The organism is Candidatus Bealeia paramacronuclearis (assembly GCF_035607555.1).
In the GTDB taxonomy this organism is placed as follows: domain Bacteria; phylum Pseudomonadota; class Alphaproteobacteria; order UBA9655; family UBA9655; genus Bealeia; species Bealeia paramacronuclearis.
In genome coordinates this window covers 609,595-625,321 of record NZ_JAVHWZ010000002.1, presented here as the reverse complement: position 1 = coordinate 625,321, position 15,727 = coordinate 609,595, and the positions used below count along the sequence as shown (strand labels likewise).

16 protein-coding genes and 1 tRNA gene are annotated in these 15,727 nt (G+C 42.4%); 6 read left to right on the top strand and 11 right to left on the bottom strand.

What is annotated here, in order from left to right:
• Nucleotides 1–42 precede the first annotated feature (42 nt).
• Nucleotides 43–1,323: an HlyC/CorC family transporter gene (locus Bealeia2_RS08050; protein WP_331256530.1), complete on the bottom strand. Its 1,281-nt coding sequence runs from the start codon at nt 1,321–1,323 to the stop codon at nt 43–45.
• 3 nt (nt 1,324–1,326) lie between these two features.
• Nucleotides 1,327–1,884, bottom strand: a complete 558-nt coding sequence (locus Bealeia2_RS08045; protein WP_331256529.1) for a shikimate kinase — start codon at nt 1,882–1,884, stop codon at nt 1,327–1,329.
• 66 nt (nt 1,885–1,950) lie between these two features.
• Between Bealeia2_RS08045 and Bealeia2_RS08040 the strand changes: the two genes are divergently transcribed.
• From Bealeia2_RS08040 to Bealeia2_RS08025, 4 genes are read left to right on the top strand one after another with little or no spacing between them, the layout of a single operon-like run.
• Nucleotides 1,951–3,090 carry an MlaE family ABC transporter permease gene (locus tag Bealeia2_RS08040; protein WP_331256528.1) on the top strand — a complete coding sequence of 380 codons (1,140 nt, stop codon included), beginning with the start codon at nt 1,951–1,953 and terminating at the stop codon, nt 3,088–3,090.
• A gap of 2 nt (nt 3,091–3,092) precedes the next feature.
• A complete protein-coding gene (locus tag Bealeia2_RS08035) occupies nt 3,093–3,869 on the top strand; it encodes an ABC transporter ATP-binding protein (RefSeq protein ID WP_331256527.1) in 777 nt (258 codons plus the stop codon).
• 3 nt (nt 3,870–3,872) lie between these two features.
• Nucleotides 3,873–4,769 carry an MlaD family protein gene (locus Bealeia2_RS08030; protein ID WP_331256526.1) on the top strand — a complete coding sequence of 299 codons (897 nt, stop codon included), beginning with the start codon at nt 3,873–3,875 and terminating at the stop codon, nt 4,767–4,769.
• Nucleotides 4,770–4,775: 6 nt separating this feature from the next.
• On the top strand, nt 4,776–5,495 hold the full coding sequence (locus tag Bealeia2_RS08025; RefSeq protein WP_331256525.1) for an ABC-type transport auxiliary lipoprotein family protein: 720 nt from the start codon (nt 4,776–4,778) through the stop codon (nt 5,493–5,495).
• Here the strand turns inward: Bealeia2_RS08025 and Bealeia2_RS08020 are convergent.
• The 3 genes from Bealeia2_RS08020 to nusB all read right to left on the bottom strand — a co-directional run bounded on the left by Bealeia2_RS08020 (nt 5,437) and on the right by nusB (nt 6,884).
• Entirely contained in the window at nt 5,437–6,111 is a 675-nt protein-coding gene (locus Bealeia2_RS08020) for a MarC family protein (RefSeq protein ID WP_331256524.1), read from the bottom strand. The genes Bealeia2_RS08025 and Bealeia2_RS08020 overlap by 59 nt on opposite strands.
• A 107-nt stretch (nt 6,112–6,218) precedes the next feature.
• Nucleotides 6,219–6,294: transfer RNA gene (locus Bealeia2_RS08015), tRNA-Thr, on the bottom strand.
• Nucleotides 6,295–6,368: 74 nt separating this feature from the next.
• Nucleotides 6,369–6,884, bottom strand: a complete 516-nt coding sequence (nusB, locus tag Bealeia2_RS08010) for a transcription antitermination factor NusB (protein WP_331256523.1) — start codon at nt 6,882–6,884, stop codon at nt 6,369–6,371.
• Between the two features lie 107 nt (nt 6,885–6,991).
• Between nusB and Bealeia2_RS08005 the strand changes: the two genes are divergently transcribed.
• Nucleotides 6,992–8,122, top strand: coding sequence for an EAL domain-containing protein (locus Bealeia2_RS08005; protein ID WP_331256522.1), 1,131 nt, complete (start codon nt 6,992–6,994; stop codon nt 8,120–8,122).
• Nucleotides 8,123–8,213: 91 nt separating this feature from the next.
• Nucleotides 8,214–8,675 (top strand): hypothetical protein, encoded by a 462-nt coding sequence (locus Bealeia2_RS08000; protein WP_331256521.1) that lies wholly within the window; start codon nt 8,214–8,216, stop codon nt 8,673–8,675.
• Here the strand turns inward: Bealeia2_RS08000 and Bealeia2_RS07995 are convergent, their stop codons facing one another.
• The 6 genes from Bealeia2_RS07995 to Bealeia2_RS07970 all read right to left on the bottom strand — a co-directional run bounded on the left by Bealeia2_RS07995 (nt 8,676) and on the right by Bealeia2_RS07970 (nt 15,711).
• Nucleotides 8,676–9,035: a flagellar hook-basal body complex protein FliE gene (locus Bealeia2_RS07995; protein WP_331256520.1), complete on the bottom strand. Its 360-nt coding sequence runs from the start codon at nt 9,033–9,035 to the stop codon at nt 8,676–8,678.
• A 14-nt stretch (nt 9,036–9,049) separates the two neighbouring features.
• Nucleotides 9,050–9,481, bottom strand: a complete 432-nt coding sequence (locus tag Bealeia2_RS07990; RefSeq protein WP_331256519.1) for a flagellar basal body rod protein FlgC — start codon at nt 9,479–9,481, stop codon at nt 9,050–9,052.
• 10 nt (nt 9,482–9,491) lie between these two features.
• Nucleotides 9,492–9,878: a hypothetical protein gene (locus Bealeia2_RS07985; RefSeq protein ID WP_331256518.1), complete on the bottom strand. Its 387-nt coding sequence runs from the start codon at nt 9,876–9,878 to the stop codon at nt 9,492–9,494.
• Between the two features lie 93 nt (nt 9,879–9,971).
• Nucleotides 9,972–11,309, bottom strand: a complete 1,338-nt coding sequence (gene glmM, locus Bealeia2_RS07980) for a phosphoglucosamine mutase (protein WP_331256517.1) — start codon at nt 11,307–11,309, stop codon at nt 9,972–9,974.
• Between the two features lie 18 nt (nt 11,310–11,327).
• The gene (gene ftsH / locus Bealeia2_RS07975) at nt 11,328–13,256 is read right to left on the bottom strand and encodes an ATP-dependent zinc metalloprotease FtsH (protein WP_331256516.1); all 1,929 of its coding nucleotides are present in this window, start codon (nt 13,254–13,256) and stop codon (nt 11,328–11,330) included.
• Nucleotides 13,257–13,551: 295 nt separating this feature from the next.
• Nucleotides 13,552–15,711 carry a ComEC/Rec2 family competence protein gene (locus tag Bealeia2_RS07970; protein WP_331256515.1) on the bottom strand — a complete coding sequence of 720 codons (2,160 nt, stop codon included), beginning with the start codon at nt 15,709–15,711 and terminating at the stop codon, nt 13,552–13,554.
• Nucleotides 15,712–15,727: the final 16 nt, after the last annotated feature.

Sequence of the window (15,727 nt, the reverse complement as noted above, 5' to 3'; positions counted from 1 at the left end):
GTGTATAATAAACATTCCGCAGGGGTTTTTCCCCTGTGGATCTTATTCTGCGGTATGAATAGGAGGGGTTAATTTTACTTGGGTGATTTGATGACGTTGGCGCCTTAAAATATCTACCCTAAATCCATGGATCATAAATGTCTGTCCGACCTCTGGGATTTGCTTGGTTTCTTGCAAAATCAGTCCTGCAATGGTGGAGGCATGCTCATCGGATAAATTCCAATCAAAAAGGCGATTTAGATCTCGAATGGTGACTGATCCGTCCACAAGATAGGAGCCCTCTGGTGTGAGTCGGACTCCTGGAAGTTCCACATCGTGTTCATCAACGATCTCACCCACAATTTCCTCAAGAATATCTTCAAGTGTGAGCATGCCCTCCAGATCCCCATATTCATCAACTACGAGTGCAAAGTGCTCTCGACGCTCACGAAAGGCCTCAAGCTGGGCAAAAAGAGTTGTTGTTGCAGGAATAAACCAAGCGGGACTTGCAATTTTTGTAATATCAAATTTAGTGAGATCACCTTTTAGGGATCTTACAGCCCGCAAAAGATCCTTCGTGTGAAGAACTCCAATGATGTTATCCATTTGATCTTTCCAAATGGGAATCCGTGTGTACGGTGCACTTAAGACTTTGTCGACAATTTGATCCGGCGGAAGGCTCGCATCCAACATGAGCATTTTTTTGCGGTGAGTCATAATTTCAGACGCTTCAACATCAGCTAAATCCAAGATGCTTCTGAGCATGGCGCGTTCATGGCGCGTTTGCACATTGGGGCCGCCATAAAGATCAATGGCGCCGCGAAGATCCTCTTGGGAGGAGTCCTCTTGGTTTTCAGAAGCGCCATTCATTCCCACAAGTCGCAGTGAGAGTCTTGCGATTTTATCTATAAATTGGGTAATGGGAGAAAAAATCATATAAAAGGGTTTGAAGATGGGCGCCAATGCCATCACGGATCGTTCGGGATCATTATAGATATAAATTTTTGGTAGAACTTCTGCATAAATCGTAATTAAAAATCCCATGATGGGAATGACATAAACCGCACCCACAGGACCAAAAGCCTCGGTCATAATGCTTGTCACAAGTGCTGTGACCGCAATGTTTAGCCAGGTATTGACAAAAAGAAGGGCGCTGATAAAAGCCCCTAAACTTTTTTGAATTTCAAGAATAATGGACGCCCGAGGGTTTCCTTTTTTCGCTAAATGATGAAGGCGAATTCGGGAGGCCGATAAAATCGCAGCTTCCGATCCTGCGCAGACACCCGAAAGGCCGACGAGGAGCAGAACAATAATGAAAGTGAGAATGAGGGATATAATGCTCATCGCTTAATCGTATACATAGTCCTTAAGCGATTCCATTACGCGCTCAACAGTGGCGTCATGGGCATCGTCGTTACTATCAACAATAATATTGGCCTCACTATAAATGGGATAGCGTTTTTCAATCATCCCCTCGAGAATTTCTTTGGGATCCCCTTCATGAAGAAGGGGGCGTGTATCACGTCTGACAACGCGCTCGAGTAAAATATCAGGATTGGCGCGCAACCATACTGAAATAGCTTTGCCGTTAATAAGGGCTCGAATATCATCGTCGATGAAGGCGCCGTCCCCCGTGGAAATGACCTGGGTGGGTTCGCTCAAAAGGCGTTGAATGACGCGGCGTTCGGCATCGCGAAACGCTTTTTCACCCCAAGTTTCAAAAATATCATTGACGGTGCATCCGGCAGCCCGCTCGACTTCTTGGTCGGAGTCGTGGAATTCCACCCCTAATTTTTTAGCAAGTCTCCAGCCAATGCTGCTCTTTCCCGCTCCCATCATACCGACAAGAACGACGGTTTTAGGGATAACGAGGTTTGCGGAATATCTGATGGGTTTTTTTGTCATATCTCCATTATCTCTTTTATTGTGGCTGATTTTATAGGATAATTCATTTTTATGCAAAAGGATAAAATGAAAAACGCATCGCCCTCACTCGAAATCCAGTATGATACTGCCGAAGTTGTGACTTTAAATATAGGCGGAGAGTGGAGTCTTGCCCATGCGCAAACACTCGAATCATGCTTTAGAAAAGTAAAAACACTGAAATCCAATTTGAATGTCAAGTTTATTTGGGTAAATTTCGAATCCTCCGATACGACTGGTGCGTGGGTTTTTCATGAAATCCTTGAAGTCCTCCAGAAAAAAAACATTACATATACCCTTGACGGAATGCCGCTTCTTTTATCGTCTTTGATGGACTGCATCCAAGGTTATCTTCCGGATCGCACTGTCAAACATACCCCAAATCGCTTCTTTTTGGATCTCATTGAGCGAATGGGTAAGTCAACCATTGAAGTGGGGACTTTGGCTTATGAATTGCTGGAATTTCTAGGTCATGTTGTCATTGCACTTTTTAAATCTTTCTTGAGTCCCAAACGGATCAAGTTGGTCCCTTTTTTCGTGCATATGGAACGAATAGGGGTCAATTCCATTCCCATTATTGCGGTTATTTCTTTTTTGATCGGATTTGTCTTTGCCTATCAGGGCGAGGAGCAACTCCATAAATTTGGAGCGGATATTTATACGATTAATCTAGTGGGGCTCTCCATTGTCAGAGAAGCTGGAATTTTGCTTGCAGCTATTGTTGTAGCAGGCCGAACGGGAAGTGCGATCACGGCTGAACTCGGGATTATGAAAATTAATCAAGAAGTGGATGCCATGAATGTTTTTGGTCTTAATCCTCTTGAATATTTAGTTCTTCCCAGGATGTTAGCCCTTATTTGTATTATGCCTTTTCTGGCGTTCCTTGCCGATGTCGCAGGTCTTTTGGGCGGGGGTGTTTGGGTGGTGTGGTCCATGGGGTACAGTTCTGATCTTTATCTCAAACAATTGGGAGGTGCCATTACGCAATGGAGTTTTTGGATCGGAATTATCAAAGCGCCCGTCTTTGCTTTTGCCATTGGTCTTGTGAGTTGTTTTGAAGGATTTCGTGTGGACGGGGGCGCTGAAAGTGTAGGTCTTCACACCACAAAAGCGGTTGTGGAAAGCATCTTTCTAGTGATTGTGGCGGATGCTTTGTTTTCCATCTTTTTCTCACAAATGGGAGTTTAAAGATGAACCCACCTTATAATCCAATCATTAAAATCGAGAATCTTGAAACCAAGTTTGGTCGTACTGTCATCCACCATCATTTGCATATGGAAATTTTCCCCCAAGAGATTTTTGGAATTGTGGGGGGATCGGGCGCTGGAAAATCTGTTCTTTTGAGAACTATTTTAGGCCTCAATCCCATAGCGCAGGGAAAAATCGAAGTACTTGGGAAATCCATTGAGTCGATGGAGAAAATTACACAGGATCGTTTGCAACTTTCATGGGGGGTGCTTTTTCAAAGTGGAGCCCTTTTTAGCTCTCTTACGGTAGGAGAAAATATTCAAGTCCCCATTCTCGAGCTTTTAAAAACACCTCCTCAAATTGCTGAGAATATGGCGATGATTAAACTTAAGATGGTGGGGCTTCAAGAAAGTGATTTTTATAAATATCCGCGTGAACTTTCTGGAGGCATGATCAAGCGTGCCTCACTTGCGCGGGCTCTTGCCGCAGACCCAAAAATTCTATTTTTAGATGAGCCTACTGCAGGTTTGGATCCCATTGCAGCCGCAAGTTTTGATCAACTTATACTAACGTTAAGAAAGACTTTAGGTCTTACAATTGTCATGGTGACCCACGATTTAGATTCGCTGCGGATTTTATGCGATCGGATTGGTGTTATCCTTCATAAAAAGATGGTGATTGGCACACTCCATGAATTAATGCACAATCAAGATCCCTGGATTCAATCCTATTTTCATGGGGAACGAGGGCAGATCGCCATGGCCGGAGTTAAAGGTTAGAGAATGGAAAAGAAAGCAAGTTATTTTATTGTCGGCAGCTTTGTGATGTTGGCTTTTGCTGGCATTCTTCTCTTTACACTGTGGATTGCAGGATCGGACCTTGATCGCAAAATGTCTTATTATTATATTTATTTTCGCGGTGCCGTCACAGGTCTTCTTGAGGGTAGTAACGTCAATTACAATGGTGTTCCCATTGGAACGGTAAAAAAAATTGTGATTGATCCTGAAGACGTGGAACAAGTCCGTGTGACAGTGGGGATTAAAAGCAATATTCCCATCAAAGAAGATTCCTCGGCCATGTTAGAAATGCAGGGGCTTACAGGTTATGTTGTGGTTCAAATTTCAGGGGGTAAAAAAGAAAGCGCACTTTTGAAAACGAAACATGGCCAAAAATACCCTATTATTCCTTTTAAACCCTCCAATTTTCAAGAGCTCATTGCCAGTGCACCAGAGGCTTTGGATCGAGCGAACAAGCTTCTTAATCGTTTGAGTAATATTGTAGATGAAAAAAATCAAAAGGCCTTTTCTGAACTTTTGGCCAATCTGAATGAAGCGTCTCAATCTTTCAAAACACTAATCCCAGAGATGAAAGGCGCCGTTAAAGATTTTCGTGATTCGTGGGGTGGAATTACTCACAATACACAAGAGGCTCTCGCTCAAATTCGGGTCACAGCTGAAACCATTAATGATGTCGGAAAAAACATTAAAGATGTTCTTATTGAAAACCGAGAAGGGATCTCTTCCTTTTCCGGTCAAGGTCTTTATGAACTCGAAGAAACCATTGTAGAAGCAAAAGATACGTTTGAAAGTTTATCCTCAGCCATTCAGCGTTTTGAGGCAAATCCTTCTGGATTTATTCTCCCTTCCACGCAAAAAGGCTTTGTAGTTCCTGAAAGGTAAAATGTCATGAAAAAAATTATGAACCGTCACCCTGAATTTATCTCAGGAACTCATAAAAAGAGGCTGACTGGAACGGCGGAGCAAGCCAAGAAAACTTATCAGTATGAGAGACTGGGGATTTCCCTCCTCCTAAGTGTGTTTTTTCTTTCAGGATGCAGTATTTTTCCAACCTCTGAACCAAAGACGCAATATACGCTTTCAGCTCCTTCCCCGGAATTGAAGACGGATCACGTTTTTGAATCAGGTCTTTTGATTAAAACCCCATCTGCTGATGCAAGTTTGAACACGGCTGAAATTGCGGTCTCTCCTGAACAGGGAACGCGAACTTATATTGAAGGTGCTCTTTGGACGGATAGAGCACCGTCAATGTTGCAAAATCTTTTGATTCAAGGCTTTGAGAACTCGAACCTCTTTCCCAACGTCGGAGGTCCAGGCTCTGGTATTATGGCCAATTTGATTTTACAATCCCAATTGCGGGATTTTTCTGTTCATTATGAAAAGGGATTGCCTGTAGCCCAAATTGATCTTTTTGTAAAAGTCTTGAGTTTGAAAAAACGGCAAGTTTTGGTCTCCCATCACTTTACAAAAAGTGTCCCGATTAGGCAAAATAATCAGATTTCTATTCGTGATGGATTTCAAAAGGCTGTTGATCAAATGGTCTTAGAAATTATCCAATGGATGGTAGTCCAAAACCTGCCCCAAACGACAAAAGCTGGTCAAGTTTAAGTCCCTCACGAACGCCAGTTAGAATAAATTGTGCGGCCAATGCCGCCAAAATAATTCCAAAAACACGGGAGATCACATTGGTTCCCGTGACCCCCAAAACTTTCCCAAGTTGTTTTGCAGCCAAAAGGATCACATAAGTGATCACAATTACGACCAAAGCGGTTGCAATTACACCTGTTTGAAGAATGAAACTATGCTCAACTTCTTGCATTAAAAGAAGAAGCAACGTCATGGCGCCAGGCCCTGCAATCAAGGGAATTGCCAAAGGAAACACAGAGACGTCCGTTTTATAACGTGCTTCTTTGTCTTCTTCAGAAGTTGTTGAAGTCATACCTGTGTGTTTGGCGACGACCATTTCAATAGCGGCTAACATGAGAAGAAGGCCTCCCGCAATCCGGAAAGCAGCATCGGTAATGCCCATGGTGTCCAGCAATTGCTTTCCCAAAAAACCAAAAGAAACCAAAACAATGGCCGAAATAATACAAGCTTTAAGAGCCGTTTGATTTCGCTGTTGAGGTGTTTCACTTTGTGTGAGGGCTAAAAAAACAGGAATCACCACAATGGGATCAATAATAATAAAAAGGTTCACAAACGCATTAAAATAAAAACTGAGCATGAATTTAAGGTCCCGTTATCCGATGGTAAAATTCTAACGGTTTTTGAATCTGTGTGCAATCGTAGACTAATTGGCTTGAGATTTAAGATGGGAGGATTTTTAAAAAATGGTGCCGGATGCAAGATTCGAACTCGCGACCTACTGATTACAAATCAGTTGCTCTACCAACTGAGCTAATCCGGCGACGAAGAGATCTATACAACATCTCTGAGATTCGTCCAACTTTTTTTTGCTTTTTTTCGTTAAATTTTGAAAAATCAGTCTTCTTTGTGAGGAGACGTCCCTTCACGTAAGTCCATCCCTTGGCGAAGTATCTTTGCAATCTTGTCTAAAACTCCATTCACAAAAGAAACTTCCTCATCATGGTCGTAAAATGCACGGGTGAGTTCTAAATACTCATTGATAATCACAAGGGTGGGGGTTTCTAGATGGTCTTTGAGCTCATAAGTGCCAAGTCTTAAAATCGCACGAATCACGGATTCAATTCGCTCTAGTGTCCAATCCTTGGCCAAGGATCCTGCAATGAGTTCATCAATTTTTGTAATCTCCTGAGAACATCCGCGCACGAGATTGGCGAACAATGTTGTATCCGCCCGAAGGTAATGATCACCATCAATTTCTTGTCCCAATCGATGCTCGAGAAATTCCCGAATCACGGCTGAGGGAGCATCTCCCGATTGTTCAATTTGAAACATTGCTTGAATTGCAGCAAGGCGAGAAAGGCTACGTTTGGAGGCCTTTGGTTTTTCTGAAGAGACTCTTTGATCTGACATTTTAAATTACCTTCAATGAACAAGGGTCCTTCATAACTCAAGATGAGGGGGTTGGACAAGACAAATAAAACATGTAGACTGAAAAGAAAAAAGGACCATTCAGGGACATGACTTTTTTGCCGGATGTATACTTCGTGTTTTTTGGCCTTATCATGGGGGCGATAGCTCTTGCTTTCATTCTTTTGATGCGCCAACAAAAAACACACTCGAAGAGTATTCTTCTTAAACTCGATCATTTGCAAAAAGGACATCAAGATGTTTTAAAAGCCTTTCACGGAGAACGCGCAATTCTCGAGCATCTTTTGACCACGGTTGACAAACATACACTTTCTCAATCTCAAGCTGAACTTGATATTTTAAGCCAAATTTTTGAGAAATTGAGTGAGCCTATTATTGAGGTGGCCCCAAAATCATCTCCTCCTCAATCAACATTGCAGCCCCAAAAATATGGAAGTTTGAGTCTGAAGTCTCAACCTGAAGTAAAAGTTGAATTTTTATCTAATCCCGATGAGGTTTTGGCACGTCTCAGGAAAGCTTTAAAATCAGATCAAGTGGAGCTTTTATTGCAGCCTGTTGTAAGCTTGCCCCAAAGAAAACCTCGATTTTTTGAGTGTTACTCTCGGATTAAAGCCCTAGATGGTGGGGTAAATCTCTCTCCTGAACATTACATTGATATTGCTGAAAAAGCGGGACTTATGCCCACAATCGATAACGCCATTCTCTTTCGTTCTATTCAGATTATTCGTAAAGTTCAAAAGAAACAATTTTCTATGGGTTTCTTCGTCAATATTTCTGAACGTTCCATTTCAGATCGATTTTTCATGGAAAGCTTGATTGAATTTATTGATGCAGAAAGAACGATTTTAAAGGGACTTTATTTTGAATTGACAAATGAAGCTTATTCTCTTTTGAGAAGTACTGAGAATAAGCTTCATGGAAAGTTGGTGCAGCGTGGGGCTCGCTTTTCTCTTGATCAGCCTAATACGCTTGATTTGAATATTAAAGAGCTTCAAGAGCAAGGGTTTTCTTATGTGAAAGTGAATCAAAAGCTTTTGATTGAAACAATGGAATCGCAAGGTCCTGAATTTTTAAAAACACTTAAGAAAAACCTTGATAAGTTTAATATAGATCTTATTGCTACAAAAATTGAAAAAGAAGATGAGCTCAAAAAGATCCTTGATATTCATGTGGATTATGGTCAGGGATTTTTGTTCGGTCTTCCCACTCTCTATCAGTGAGTGGGGGCAGAAAAAATAATTGATTGATAAAATCAAAAATTAATGTTATTTGAATTTTACTTTCTTATGATCATTATTTATCGATGTTAAAATGTTATTAAATCTAGTTCTGGTTTTAAGCTTGTTTTCTTTCCCTGCTTTTTGTGGAAAAAATAAAGAAAATCAAAAAATTTACAGCACATCCTCAAAAAAACAGAAGGTGGTGCCTTCAAAAGAAATGATCCAATTGAAAAATATTGATTGGACGCAAAGTCCTCTTGGGTTTATTCGTGCGATTAAAGCTGAGCTAACTTCTGCCAATAAGGAAGGGGTTATGAATTTTTATCGACCTTTTCTTTCTTCAAACTTAGCAGAAGTGATTAAAAATTCTGAAGGTGTTCAAAAATCAGATCATATCTTTTTAATTGAACTCATTGATATGAAGCTTAAAAGTATAGAAAAATTTCCATATTTTGACGCGCTAGTCTATGGACAAGACTTTAAATTGAAACTTGAATTAGCTCGCAAAAAATTCTCAGAAGATGATATTTCTTCAAAAGAAGAAATTCAGTAATCAGAACTGCATATTGGCAACGGATTTATAAGCTTCAATTGTCTTAGAGATTGTTGTTGTAAGCTGCTCAGCTGCTATGCTTGCATTGTTCATGGCATGAGAGACTTCTAAAGGATCAATTTTTTCTTCTGCGCTTAATTTAGCTTTATTTTCGGCATCGCGCATAAGATCACGAGTTGATGTAAACATATTTTGAGAAACGCTTGAAACGGAATTGTTTTGAGAGGATTCATGAGAAAGTCCATCAAAGATATTTTGAAAGCTTTGCGGAACGGGAGCCCCTTCACGGGCATCCATGCCTTGCGTTCCAACCCCTAAATTTTGCGCCACTTTATAGGCATTAATGAGTGGATTTGTCATAAGTTATCTCCTGATTAACGATTCGGATCCATAAGTCCGATAGTATTGTGAAGCGTCCGTGAAATAGTTTTATAAGCTTCCACCTTGGCTTGGTGATCCACACCTGCTTTTTGAAAATCCACGGATTCCATCATGGGATTAATATTAGGTTTTTTTACCATGCCGTTGGTGTCTGCGGCCGGGTGGGTTGGATCGTATTCCGTTAAAAATTCAGAGGAGTCGCGTTGTTCCTTAAGATGATAAACTTTTTTTCCCGCATTGGGATCAAACTGGGCTGTATAACTTGTGATTTTTCTGCGATAAGGATCGCCTCCCGGTTGAGACGCGGTTGTATTCGCATTAATAAAATTTTCTGTAGCAATTTCCATACGCCTTTGATCATTGGACATGCCATAAGACAGGCCATGAAGTGCACGATTTAAAGGGCCAGAAACGGGGTTGGACATTCGTTTTCTCCTAAGGCCTCAAGGGAAGTTTCAAAATTTCTGTTAACTTTTTATAAAGCTTAGTCATTTCTGCATGTTTAATGGATGCCTCATTGAGTTTTTGAAGTTCTTCCTCAATCACCACGGAATTTCCCGAAAGAGTGGAGCTCCTCATTTTATCTTTTGCAATTTTATAGCTTTGAGACTCTTTGTGCCCTTGAAGATGATTTTCATGAGTGATCATTGGATTTGAAGAATGGGCGTCCATCGTCTTTTGAAAGGATAAGGGTTGAAGAACTCTTTGGTCCCAACCCGGGACATTTGCGTTTTCAATATTTTCAGAAACCGTTGTGAATTGGTGGTTCACCCAGTTCATTTTTTGGTAAAGCATTGAGAAAATGTTAGGTCCATCTGGCATAACTCCTGCCTCCCTATTCTTTTTCTTTTATTTTATCATGATTTAACGCAGAAAAATATTAAGAATGCATTAATTTTTTCAAAAAGGCGTTTTTTATGACGCCATCTTGAGAAAAGCGGAGGCCAAAATTTCAGCATCTTCCGTAATCGTCACCTGATCAGGCCCTTCAATCATAATACGCACAAGAGGTTCCGTTCCTGAAGGTCGTACAAGAACACGTCCGTCATTTCCTAATTTCTTTTGTAAATTCTGGATTAAAGATTCCGCTTCTGGACGTGTGATGATGGCCGTATCCAATTTTACATTTTTAAGCACTTGAGGGTAAGGTTCAAAAACACGGAAAAGCTGGCTTGCGGGCTTTTGTTCAGTTGCAAAAACAGAAAGAATTTGAAGAGCTGTTAGAAGTCCATCACCTGCCGAAGAATAATCACTGAGAATAATATGACCCGATTGCTCGCCACCCACATTATAGCCTTCTTTGCGCATTTTTTCGGCAACATAACGGTCACCCACAGGTGTGCGTACAAGCTTTAAACCTTCTCCTTCGAGATATTTTTCAAGGCCTAAATTCGACATGACAGTGGCCACAACAGAATTGCTTTTAAGACGACCTTCTTGATGCCAACGCTTTCCAATCAATGCCATGATTTGATCGCCATTAATCTCGTGGCCATGCTCGTCACAAAAAGCCACGCGATCCGCGTCCCCATCAAAGGCAATCCCAAGATCCGCACCTGTTTCCATCACCTTTTGAGAGAGTTTGGCTGTGTGCGTGGCGCCGCAGCCTTCATTAATATTGATGCCATCTGGCTCGCACCCCATTCGAATTACATGAGCTCCCAACTCATGGAGGACTGTGGGGGCCACTTTATACGCTGCCCCTTGTGCACAATCGAGCACAATATGAAATCCCTCAAGACGAATATTTCGGGCAATACTATTTTTCACAAATTCAATATAGCGACCACCAGCATCCGGAATACGTTGAACGTACCCCAATTTTGAAGGAGCTGCCAAAGGCATATGCGTTGAGATACGTTCCTCAATTTCCATTTCAACGTCGTCAGAGAGTTTTATGCCTTCGGCGGTGAAAAGCTTAATTCCATTGTCATAATAAGGGTTGTGAGAGGCTGAAATCATAACACCTAAATCTGCCCGCAAAGTACGTGTTAGCATCGCAATGGCAGGCGTTGGCAAAACCCCTACGGAAAGGACTTCGATGCCAATCGAGGTAAATCCTGCGGTTAATGCAGATTCTATCATATATCCGGAAACGCGCGTATCTTTGCCAATGACAACACGGTGGTGACCATTGTCTTTTAAAAACTGAAGACCAATGGCTTGCGCAATTCTTGTGAGTGTCTCAGGCGTGAAAGGCTCAGCATTTGCACGACCTCGAATACCATCAGTTCCAAAATATTTACGCGTCATAATTTTCTACTCTTAACATCAATTGGTTTGGGGAGAGGGCTTTGGTTTGGATCGCGTTGTTTTCTTCTTCGGCGCTTCTTTTTCAGAGGTGGGAATTGAAGAAGATGTCACCGATTTTTTAGAAGGCTCCACAACGGTTGTGCGATTGAATTTACCAGTTGTCAAAAGCTCTTGGATTTCGTCACCTGTGAGCGTTTCAAATTCAAGTAACGTTTCCGCCAAAAGTTCCAGATGATCGCGATGATCAGTTAAGATCTTTTTCGCAGTTGCGTAAGAGTCCTCAACAATGCGCTTGACCTCTTGATCAATAATTTGAGAGGTAGATTCAGAAATGCTTTTGTTTTGTGTCACCGAGTGGCCCAAGAAAACTTCCTGGTTGTTTTCACCATATTGGACAGGGCCCAATTTATCGCTCATGCCCCATTCAGTGACCATTCGTCGTGCCATGCCCGTTGCCATTTTGATATCGGAAGATGCGCCTGTTGTGACTTTATTATATCCAAAAATGAGCTCTTCAGCGATTCGTCCGCCCATGGCCACAGCCAAATCTGCAAAAATTCGAGAGCGTGACATGGAAACGCGATCCCCTTCAGGAAGTCTCATGACCATACCCAAGGCACGACCTCGGGGGATGATTGTGGCTTTGTGGATGGGATCAGAATCAACTGAGTGAAATGCCACAACCGCATGTCCAGACTCATGATAGGCGGTGAGTTTTTTCTCCTCATCGCTCATTGCTAATGTGCGGCGTTCAGCCCCCATCATGACCTTATCTTTGGCTTCTTCAAACTCAGACATAGAGACCACGCGTTTATTGCGGCGGGCGGCCAAGAGGGCGGCTTCATTCACAAGGTTCGCCAAATCCGCACCGGAAAAACCAGGGGTTCCACGGGCAATAATTTGAGGCTCCACATCGGGCGCCAAAGGCACGTTGCGCATATGCACGCGCAAGATTTTTTCACGTCCCGCAACATCAGGGTTGGGGACAACTACTTGCCGATCAAAACGACCGGGACGCAGCAAGGCTGGATCTAAGACATCGGGCCGGTTGGTGGCTGCAATTAAAATGACACCATCATTGGCTTCAAATCCATCCATTTCCACCAAAAGTTGGTTTAATGTTTGCTCGCGCTCATCATTTCCGCCGCCAAGACCTGCCCCGCGATGGCGCCCCACAGCATCGATTTCATCGATGAAAATAATGCACGGTGCATTTTTTTTGCCTTGCTCGAATAAATCACGCACACGACTTGCGCCCACCCCCACAAACATCTCGACGAAATCAGATCCTGAGATGGTGAAAAAAGGAACATTGGCCTCACCCGCAATAGCGCGTGCCAAAAGTGTTTTTCCGGTACCCGGAGGCCCTACAAGCAAAACGCCCCTGGGAATTTTTCCGCCCAATCTTTGGAACTTTTGAGGATCTCTTAAAAACTCAACAACTTCCTCAAGTTCTTCTTTGGCTTCGTCTACACCGGCCACATCTTGAAATGTGACTTTGGTGGAATTTTCATTCATGAGTTTGGCTTTTGATTTTCCAAAACCCATGGCTTTGTTGCCGCCGGATTGCATTTGACGCATGAAGAAAACCCAAACACCCACAAGCAGAATCATGGGAAGCCATCCAATTAAAGCTTGGAAAAAAGCAGGCATTTCTTCTTCTGGAACAGGTCCTTTGACCTTCACGCCCATTTGATTGAGGCGTTCTGCAAGTGTCGTATCCTGTGAGGGGATATAACTTGTAAAGATTGATCCATCCGATAATTTTCCAATGGCGCGATCTTTTCCAAGAGTGACTTCGCTGAGTTGCCCCGTTTTAGCATCATTTAAAAAGTCACTATAATCCAACGTCACATGCTGTGTCGACGTTGCGGGCGTCTGAAAAAGATTGAATATTGCAATCAAGAACAAGCCAATAATGATCCATAAAGCGACATTTTTATTCATGAGTAGTAACCTATGCTTTCTATACCCTCAGTCTCCGGGAAAAGTTTTAAATTTTCGTTAAGGAAAAATATCTTGAGCCAAGAGTTTTCCTTTCAACTATAACCAAGAGATTGGGTTGCTGCAAAACCTTTTTTGCAATTGGCATAAGCTTTGCTACAGGGTTATATGTGGTGATGCTTAGCAAAAATAAACCTCACTTTTCTCTAAACTCAGACGCAGTCAGTAAAATAGTTGCAACATGACGATTCGGGGGTGTGATGCTTTCTGTTTTTCATGAGGTGGTCCTGGCCATGAACTATTGGTAAATTCCAACTCTGTCTTTTCGGGGAATCGCCATTTGTGTCCAGGGGCGGGCACCTTGAGAGTCTCTGACTGATTGGATGCGGATACCTTTGGGGTCGAGCCAAATCGCATGAGCTCCTTTTCGCCACACATCAAAGCGATCGATTTTGAGGGGAGCTTCTGCACAATTTTTACGAAGAGGCTCGGAGCTCAGAACAAGGTCATATCCTTGGCAAGAAAAGGAGGATTCTTTTTCAAGAATTAGAACTTTGTATCCATGAGGGCTTTTATACGCATATCCACCATTTGTTTTTTCAAGACTATCTTTGGCTTTCACTAGCGTGCTAGAGGCCGTTTGTCGTTGCCATTGCTCGGACGTAAATGTTTTGAGACGATTTGCGCTTACAGAAAATTCTCCAGAAGGCAATCGAATTGCCATGGTTTTTCCTTTCTCGTCAATGAGAATATCAGGTGGTTTTGTGAGATATAAATCTAGCAATGAAAGTAAGATGGGCGCGATTCCCAAATAACGCCAGGGAGTTCTCCAAATCAAAAGCCAGAGGCTTCCTCCTGTAAATAAGCTAACAAAAACAAGGGAGGGTGTGGCCACAAAAATATTGGCGCCTGGCCAACTGGAGACAGTTTTGGCAATATCCACAAGAAGCGAAATACCGCATTCATAAATGGGCATCGTGATCCACTCAAGTCCAAAAGGCATTAAAAGACACGTCACCACGGCTGAGGGCATAATGAGAATCCCCACAAGGGGAATGGCGACTAAATTCGCCTCAATGGCATGAAGTGTAAATCGGTTGAACGTATAAATTGTGAAAGGAATTGTGGCTAAAGTCGCAATGAGGGAGGAAAAGGTGATTCCTCCAAAGTAAACCAAGGCTTTGCGCCCTCTGCCTCCCCTATGGATCCATTGGCCAAATGGATTTTTCACGCTTTCATAAGCACCAATGAGTCCCACAACCGCTGCAAAAGACAATTGAAAACTGGGAGAGAGAATAGCCTCAGGAATCGTCATGAAAATAAAAATGGCGGCAAGCCCAATGGATCTCATGGAAATGGCTGTGCGATCGAGCATAATGGCCACCATAACTGCAGTTGTCATAATGGTGGATCTTTGTGCGGGTATTCCAAATCCAGATATTCCCAAGTAGACAAATGTCATAAAAATTGTAGCCAACGCTGCCCATTTTTTAATGGGGTAGCGAAGGGCAATGGCGGGGATTAAAGAAAGACACCTTCGTATCATAAAGAACATGAGACCTGCCACAATGGTAAGATGCAGTCCGGAAATTGCCAAAACGTGGGCAAGGCCGGAATCGACGAAATAAATACGTACTGGCTCAGGGATTGCCGCACGATCTCCTGTGACTAAAGCCGCACCAATGGCGCCGTTGGGGGAGCTCATTCCCCGAATAAACATTCCCGTCATGCTGGCTCTCAATGTTTCCAATTTCTCTTTTAACGAACTGGCCTCAGGAAGGTTCACAATTTCCGGAGACTTTAAAATAAATCCTGTGCCCCCCAATTTTTGGAAATAGGATTGGCGTCTGAAATCGTAAGTCCCAGGGGCTAATGGGGATTGCACGGGAAGAAGTTTTGCAAAAACTTTCACCCTCATACCTGGTCGCAAAGATTCCCCTTGTCCTCGGAACGTCAAACGCACGTTTTGAGGGAGGTCTTCGATTTGCTCTGAAACAAGATCGCTTAAAATGAATCTCTGGAAGAGTTTTCCTTTTTTTGAAGCCTTAAGCTCAACGGTTGAAACCGTACCCTCCATCCAAAGGGGAGGAGTGGGATAATTCAGCATTCGTGTTGAACACGAATACGTACGATAAGATGCTGAGGAAAATCCAATAGAAAGTGCTAAAAATGCAAGCGGGATTAGTCTTAAAAGAGAATTCCTTAAAAGCCAGGTAAGAAAAGAGAAAAGAGCAATACCCAAAAAACCAACCCACAGGGGTGGTTCTTGGGGAAGTGCAAAATAAATGGCAATTCCAGACCCCATAAGAACAGGAACCCATAAAAACCAACGGTTTTTGTCTTCATAAAAATCCTCAAGAGTCCATGCTTTGAAAAAAAGGCTCACCATCCCCCCTGTTTTTGTTTTATAAACTTGAATAGGTATGATACGTACCGCCCAATTTTTTGAATATATCATAAAAATTAAATTTTAG

What these genes read in the sequence shown, in the direction of transcription:
- Bealeia2_RS08050 (WP_331256530.1), bottom strand. Translation starts at nt 1,323, where the DNA reads ATGAGCATTATATCCCTCATTCTCACTTTCATTATTGTTCTGCTCCTC.
- Bealeia2_RS08045 (WP_331256529.1), bottom strand. Translation starts at nt 1,884, where the DNA reads ATGACAAAAAAACCCATCAGATATTCCGCAAACCTCGTTATCCCTAAA.
- Bealeia2_RS08040 (WP_331256528.1), top strand. Translation starts at nt 1,951, where the DNA reads ATGAAAAACGCATCGCCCTCACTCGAAATCCAGTATGATACTGCCGAA.
- Bealeia2_RS08035 (WP_331256527.1), top strand. Translation starts at nt 3,093, where the DNA reads ATGAACCCACCTTATAATCCAATCATTAAAATCGAGAATCTTGAAACC.
- Bealeia2_RS08030 (WP_331256526.1), top strand. Translation starts at nt 3,873, where the DNA reads ATGGAAAAGAAAGCAAGTTATTTTATTGTCGGCAGCTTTGTGATGTTG.
- Bealeia2_RS08025 (WP_331256525.1), top strand. Translation starts at nt 4,776, where the DNA reads ATGAAAAAAATTATGAACCGTCACCCTGAATTTATCTCAGGAACTCAT.
- Bealeia2_RS08020 (WP_331256524.1), bottom strand. Translation starts at nt 6,111, where the DNA reads ATGCTCAGTTTTTATTTTAATGCGTTTGTGAACCTTTTTATTATTATT.
- nusB (WP_331256523.1), bottom strand. Translation starts at nt 6,884, where the DNA reads ATGTCAGATCAAAGAGTCTCTTCAGAAAAACCAAAGGCCTCCAAACGT.
- Bealeia2_RS08005 (WP_331256522.1), top strand. Translation starts at nt 6,992, where the DNA reads ATGACTTTTTTGCCGGATGTATACTTCGTGTTTTTTGGCCTTATCATG.
- Bealeia2_RS08000 (WP_331256521.1), top strand. Translation starts at nt 8,214, where the DNA reads ATGTTATTAAATCTAGTTCTGGTTTTAAGCTTGTTTTCTTTCCCTGCT.
- Bealeia2_RS07995 (WP_331256520.1), bottom strand. Translation starts at nt 9,035, where the DNA reads ATGACAAATCCACTCATTAATGCCTATAAAGTGGCGCAAAATTTAGGG.
- Bealeia2_RS07990 (WP_331256519.1), bottom strand. Translation starts at nt 9,481, where the DNA reads ATGTCCAACCCCGTTTCTGGCCCTTTAAATCGTGCACTTCATGGCCTG.
- Bealeia2_RS07985 (WP_331256518.1), bottom strand. Translation starts at nt 9,878, where the DNA reads ATGCCAGATGGACCTAACATTTTCTCAATGCTTTACCAAAAAATGAAC.
- glmM (WP_331256517.1), bottom strand. Translation starts at nt 11,309, where the DNA reads ATGACGCGTAAATATTTTGGAACTGATGGTATTCGAGGTCGTGCAAAT.
- ftsH (WP_331256516.1), bottom strand. Translation starts at nt 13,256, where the DNA reads ATGAATAAAAATGTCGCTTTATGGATCATTATTGGCTTGTTCTTGATT.
- Bealeia2_RS07970 (WP_331256515.1), bottom strand. Translation starts at nt 15,711, where the DNA reads ATGATATATTCAAAAAATTGGGCGGTACGTATCATACCTATTCAAGTT.